The organism is Actinomadura soli (genome assembly GCF_005889715.1).
Lineage (GTDB): Bacteria > Actinomycetota > Actinomycetes > Streptosporangiales > Streptosporangiaceae > Spirillospora > Spirillospora soli.
Map to the genome: position 1 here is coordinate 1 of NZ_VCKW01000377.1, position 5,695 is coordinate 5,695.

Annotated in this window: 7 protein-coding genes; all 7 read right to left on the reverse strand. The window is 71.3% G+C overall.

All coding sequences use genetic code 11. The features are described 5' to 3' along the window. Nucleotides 1-456, reverse strand: a 456-nt coding sequence (locus ETD83_RS38505; RefSeq protein WP_138650124.1) for a low temperature requirement protein A, incomplete at its 3' end; no start/stop codon positions are given. A gap of 42 nt (nucleotides 457-498) precedes the next feature. Next, nucleotides 499-1,428: a lysophospholipid acyltransferase family protein gene (locus tag ETD83_RS38510; protein ID WP_138650125.1), complete on the reverse strand. Its 930-nt coding sequence runs from the start codon at nucleotides 1,426-1,428 to the stop codon at nucleotides 499-501. Between the two features lie 2 nt (nucleotides 1,429-1,430). Next, on the reverse strand, nucleotides 1,431-2,435 hold the full coding sequence (locus ETD83_RS38515) for an NAD-dependent epimerase/dehydratase family protein (RefSeq protein ID WP_138650126.1): 1,005 nt from the start codon (nucleotides 2,433-2,435) through the stop codon (nucleotides 1,431-1,433). A 49-nt stretch (nucleotides 2,436-2,484) separates the two neighbouring features. Next, complete coding sequence (locus ETD83_RS38520) at nucleotides 2,485-2,583, reverse strand: 30S ribosomal protein bS22 (RefSeq protein ID WP_018654693.1); 99 nt, start codon at nucleotides 2,581-2,583, stop codon at nucleotides 2,485-2,487. A gap of 389 nt (nucleotides 2,584-2,972) precedes the next feature. Next, complete coding sequence (locus tag ETD83_RS38525; RefSeq protein WP_021591693.1) at nucleotides 2,973-3,176, reverse strand: helix-turn-helix domain-containing protein; 204 nt, start codon at nucleotides 3,174-3,176, stop codon at nucleotides 2,973-2,975. Nucleotides 3,177-3,537: 361 nt separating this feature from the next. Continuing rightward, the gene (locus ETD83_RS38530; RefSeq protein ID WP_138650127.1) at nucleotides 3,538-4,395 is read right to left on the reverse strand and encodes a phosphatase; all 858 of its coding nucleotides are present in this window, start codon (nucleotides 4,393-4,395) and stop codon (nucleotides 3,538-3,540) included. Nucleotides 4,396-4,403: 8 nt separating this feature from the next. Then, nucleotides 4,404-5,564, reverse strand: coding sequence for an acetoin utilization protein AcuC (locus tag ETD83_RS38535; RefSeq protein WP_138650128.1), 1,161 nt, complete (start codon nucleotides 5,562-5,564; stop codon nucleotides 4,404-4,406). Between the last annotated feature and the right edge of the window lie 131 nt (nucleotides 5,565-5,695).

Sequence of the window (5,695 nt, forward strand, 5' to 3'; positions counted from 1 at the left end):
GGCCCCATCCACCTGGACACCCCATGCCCAGGGCCGACCCGGCTCCGCCGGGCCGGCCCCTGCCGGGATCCGTATTACTCCCCGGTCTGAAGGCCCGGGCATCCTTCGGAAGAACAGGTGAAGTCGCAGCCGAACGCGTCCGGCACCCCGGCGGCCAGAAATGAGGACGCCCGCCATCTGCACGAACGTCAGGACGCGGTACGGGACGTCGTCGGTGTCGTACGCGGACGCGAACCAGGTGAAGTTCATCCACGCCCACCAGATGGCGAAGAACACCATGAGGAACGGCAGGACGGCGTCGCCCACGTGCCCTTCCTCGGTGGCGTGCGCCAGGCGTCCGGCGATCTGGGAGACCGCGGCGACGAACGTCAGGTCGAAGAGCAGCTCCAGCGGGCTGGACGCGCGGTGCGGTTCGGCTACGTCGCGGGCGACCATTCGACTACGGAACGCCTTCATGCGCTCACTCTACGGCGCAGCGGGCAGGTCAGGGCAAGGCGGTCAGAGGAAGGCGGGGCCCCGGCGCAGGAGCGTCTCGTAGAGCATCTGCTGGACGTTCTCGCGGACGTGGTCGGTGATGTCGAACACCGTCATGGGGTCGTCGGCGGTGTCGGCGTCGTACTCGTCCAGGGTCATGGGCTCGCCGAACCGGATCATCCACTTGGACGGCAGCGGGACCAGCCCGGCCGGTCCGAGCAGCGGGAACGTCGGGGTGACCGGGAAGTACGGGAGGCCGAGCAGGCGGGCCAGCGGGCGCACGTCGGCGATCTTCGGGTAGATCTCCTCGGCTCCGACGATGGCGCACGGGACGATCGGGACACCGGCGCGCAGCGCGGTGCCGACGAAGCCGCCGCGGCCGAAGCGCTGGAGCTTGTACCGCTCGGCGAACGGCTTGCCGACGCCCTTGAAGCCCTCGGGGAACACGCCGACAAGCTCGCCCTTCGCGAGGAGTCGGGCGGCGTCGGCCTGGCAGGCGAGGGTGTGGCCCGCCTTGCGGGACAGGTGCCCGAGGACCGGGATCTGGTAGACGAGGTCGGCGCCGAGGAGGCGGAGCTGGCGGTCGGCGTGGTCGTGCAGCGCGACCGACAGCATGAGCGCGTCGAGGGGGATGACGCCGGAGTGGTTCGCGACGACGAGGGCGCCGCCGTCCGGGACGTTCTCGACGCCCGCGAGCTCGACGCGGAACCAGTGCTCGTACAGGGCGCGGGCGAGCGGCAGGAGGAGGGTGGAGTTGAACTCGGGGTCGAAGCCGAACTCGTCCACGTCGTAGTCGCCGGACAGGCGGCGGCGCAGAAACGCCAGGCCGGAGGCTATGCCGCGTTCCAACGGGCTGCGCTCGTCGGCGGAATCGTCCCGGCGGGCGGTGCCGAGGGGGATGACCTGCGCGTCCTGGTCGTCGGCGGCATGGTCGTCGTGGTGGTGGGCGTTCATCGTCACAGCCGTCCCAAGAGCGAGGTGAGCGGGCGGCCGAAGCCGTGGGCGGCGGCGAAGTCGGCGAAGGCGGCCTCGGAGCTGTACTTCGGGTGCCAGGACAGCTCGTCCGCGAGCGCCGCGGTGTCGATGACGCGGCCGTACGTCAGCCAGCGCAGCAGTTCCGGCGAGAACCCGGACAGGCCGGCGAAGCGCCGTCCCATGTCGCCGAGCATCGAGAGGGACGGCGCCGGGACGGGGACGTAGGGGCGTCCGGCACGGCGAAGCGCCTGCGAGAGCAGCAGGACCCCGTCGCCCGCGACGTTGAAGCAGCCGGGGTGGTCTTCGACGGTCATGCGGCGCAGCACCTCGACGCCGTCGTCCTCGTGGACGAACTGCAGCCGCGGGTCGAAGCCCAGAACCGTCGGGACGACGGGCAGCCGCAGGTACCGGGTGAACGGGGAGTCGACGCCGGGGCCGAGGACGTTCGCGAACCGGAGCACCGAAACCGTCAGGTCGGAGCGGCGCCGCATCAGCCCGCGGACGTACTCCTCGACCTCGACCGCGTCCTTGGCGTATCCGGACTTCGGGCCCTCGATCGGCTCGTCCCGCTCGGTGAACACGGCGGGGTCCATCGGCGAGGAGCCGTACACGGCGGCGGACGACCGCACGACGAGCTTGCGCATGTCGGGCGAGCGCTGGCAGGCCGCGAGGAGCTGCATGGTGCCGATGACGTTGAGCTCTTTCACCTTCGCCCGCGGGACGGACGAGGAGGTGACGAGGTGGAGGTGCACCACGGTGTCGACCCCGGCCGACGCGATGAGGTTCGCGATGCCCGGGGTGCGGATGTCGACGCGGACGAACTCGGTGCGTCCGAGCGGTACGCCGGTGGACGCGCCGGGCGGCACGGTGTCGACGCCGATGACGCGTTCGATGCCGGGGTCGGCTTGAAGGGTGTTCGCGACCCGCGCCCCCAGGAAACGGGAGACGCCCGTGACGAGGACGACACGGGCCGCGGCGGCGGGCATGGAGGACACGTTCGCCCCACCCCTTACGGCTGAGTGGCCGGTGTGACGACTACTTCTTGTTGCGACGCTGGATGCGCGTCTTCTTCAGCAGCTTGCGGTGCTTCTTCTTGGCCATCCTCTTGCGCCGCTTCTTGATGACAGAGCCCACGAGACCTCGCTCGGCATTCCGGTGATGTGCAGGAGGCGGGCGTGCCGCAGGCGAGCATCGCTCGAAACGCGCGCACGGTCCGCCGCCCAAGGGTACCGCTGTACCAGGACGGGTCACGCCGGTGGCCCGCACGTTGGGCATGCTGAGCCAAGCTCCTGGCGTGCGGAGCCTGGCGCCGCGCATCGCGCGGCGCCGGGCACCGTTTCGCGCCGGCGGGCCGGTCCGGTGGCGGTCGTTCGCGCCACCGTCCGTCCCGCCTGGTGTCCGGACCGTCGAACCGGTCCTCGTCCTGCTTCCCCAGCTTCGGGACGGTTCCGGGGAACCGTCCCGACGCCCCCTGCGCGGCCGGGTATGGAGTAGGCGGCGGGGTCATCCCCCGCCCTTACCCGTTATCCGGCTTCGATGTACGCGTCGCGCAGGTAATCGTGAACAGCCTGCTCGGGGACCCGGAACGAGCGGCCCACGCGGATCGCGGGAAGCTCGCCCGAGTGGACGAGGCGGTAGACGGTCATCTTGGACACCCGCATCACCGCCGCCACTTCGGCCACGGTCAGGAACCTGACCTCGCTCAGAGGTCGCTCGCCTGAGGTCATCGGACGCCCTCTTCCACACGTGCCGCGCACCGGCCCTTCGGGTGACTTTGATCACGCACGTGTACTTCTCCAGCGTAAATCGCGTATCGGCAGTCGCAAGAGGGGAGTTCCGCACATTTCCGTACCCGACCTGACCTGGAGGACACAGTGCTAATCCCGTACGGAGCGTGGACCTGACGGCACCAGCCGTGGCGCGGCGAACGGTTGTCAACCGGAATCACCTGTTGACCTGCGGTTCCGATGTTCCCGCTGGGGTCGCGCAAGCCCATGCGTCACGTTACGGCAGCCCTGTCACACGCAGTGACAGGAGGGACGGCGCGACGGACCGCGCCGGACACCCGGGCAAACCAGGCGAAGTCGGTCAGGCGGCGGGGCGCAGCCCGGCACGATCGAGGATGTAGGCGGTCACGGGCGCGTAGTGCTGCTGGGCGATGCCGTCGTCGAGCGGGACGACGACGTCGATCTTGCCCTCGGCGGCGCCGGCGAACAGCGCGGGATCGTTACAGTCAGCGAAACCGACGGTGTCGATGCCCGCCTGTCCGGCGGCTCCCGCCCAGCCGTGATCGGCGATGGCCAGATCCGGCCAAAAATCAGGTTTAGCTTCCGGGGAGCCCGCTGAGGCGGTATCAGCCAGCTCGCGGAGCATCTCCTCCATCGGGCGCGAGTCGTGCGTGTGCTGCGGCCGGTGGTCCCCCACCGCGCCACAGCCTTCGAGCATGGCCACGCCCGGCTCGGCGTAGACGATGCGGCGCAGGTCCGAGCCGCCGTGGCCGGTCTCGATCTCGTACGTCCAGCCGGCGGCCGAGGTGAGGAGCCGGCAGCCCGCCTCCTCCAGCGCCCGCGCGACGTCCTGGTACAGCGGTGCCAGCGTCGAGGGATGGCCGGTCGCGAGGACCACGTTCTCCCGGCGGCGGGCGGCGAGGCCGATGCGGTCGCCCATCGCCTCCAGGGTGTCGAGCGTGATCTCCGGGTCGATGGTGTCGTCCCCGTACACGTGCCGGGGGTCGGGGTCCACGCCGCAGCGCTCGACCATCATCTCCAGGACGGTCCGCTCCGTCCACGAGGGCTTGAGCTCAAGGCCGAACTGGTAGTACGGGTGGCCCGCGGCCATCCGCCGGTAGTGCAGCAGGTTGTTCTGGCGGGGCGTCGCCACCCCGCCGGCGATCATCGTGCGCAGCAGGTGGGCGCGCAGCTCGTCCCGCGTCGGTACCGGGGTCACGGGCGCGCTCACTCGTCCGTCATCGGGTCGAGGCCGTGCTCGGGGAACACCGCGCGGCGCGTCGCCAGGATCGCCTGGTCGACGGGGCTGCCCGGGTCGTAGCCGTCGCCCCACCTGGTGGTCCGCACCTCGTCCGTGCCGTCGGTCATCCGGAGGGGGGCGACCTCGTCGGTCCGCTGCCGGACGAACTCGCGCCACCCCTCGGGCGTCGGGGTGTCGGGCGGGATCGGCCCGCCCGCCGCCTCCGCCAGCAGGTGCGTCCACGCCCTCGGCACGACCTGGACCAGTTCGTAGCCGCCGCCCCCGGTGGCGACCCAGCGTCCGCCCGCGGTCTCGTGCGCGAGGCGGTGCAGCATGCGGTACGCGGTGCGCTGGCCGTCGACGCTGAGGGTCAGGTGCGCGAGCGGATCGAGCGCGTGGCCGTCGGCGCCGTGCTGGGTGACGAGGACGTCCGGGCGGAAGCGGCGCAGCAGCGGCGGGATGACCGCGTCGAACGCGCGCAGCCAGGGGCGGTCGCCGGTGCCGGGCGGGAGGGAGATGTTGACGGACGTCCCGTCGGCGCCGGTCTCGTCCGGGAAGCCGGTGCCGGGGAACAGCGTCCGCGGCGACTCGTGCAGGCTGATCGTCAGGACGCGCGGGTCGTCGTAGAAGGCGGCCTGGACGCCGTCGCCGTGGTGGACGTCGACGTCGGCGTACGCGACGCGCTCGGCGCCGTTCTCCAGCAGCCAGGCGATCGCGATGGCCGGGTCGTTGTAGACGCAGAACCCGCTGGCGCCGCCGCTGAGCGCGTGGTGCAGACCGCCGGAGATGTTGGCGGCGTGCTCGGCGCGTCCCGTCCAGACGGCCTCGGCCGCGGCGACAGACGCGCCCGCGACCAGCGCGGACGCCTCATGCATGCCGAGGAACACGGGATTGTCTGCGGTGCCGAGGCCGTGCCGGGGGTCGGGCGTCCCGGTCGCGCCCGCGTGCTTGACCGCGGCGATGTAGCCCTCCTCGTGGACGAGCCGGAGCAGCTTGTCGTCCGCGGCCTCGAACCCGGACACCGTCACGTTCGGCCGATCGAGGACGCCGAGCTCCCGCGCGAGCGCCATCGTCAGCTCGACGCGCACGGGGTTCATGGGATGGCCGGGGCCGAAGTCGTAGGAGATGAGCCGCTCGTCCCAGAAGATCTCCAGCCCGCAGTTCTCGGGACCGGACCGGGGGGAGGGCGCGGAACTGCTCATGACCTCACGGTATCGCGGCCCTCACATCCATTCTCCGGCCGGTCTTCCGTGGTCTCTCTGGACGGGGGGTCAGGGGC

Bases quoted from the DNA above. Each gene is read 5' to 3' on its own strand.
- ETD83_RS38510 (WP_138650125.1), bottom strand. From the start codon at position 1,428: ATGAACGCCCACCACCACGACGACCATGCCGCCGACGACCAGGACGCG.
- ETD83_RS38515 (WP_138650126.1), bottom strand. From the start codon at position 2,435: ATGCCCGCCGCCGCGGCCCGTGTCGTCCTCGTCACGGGCGTCTCCCGT.
- ETD83_RS38525 (WP_021591693.1), bottom strand. From the start codon at position 3,176: ATGACCTCAGGCGAGCGACCTCTGAGCGAGGTCAGGTTCCTGACCGTG.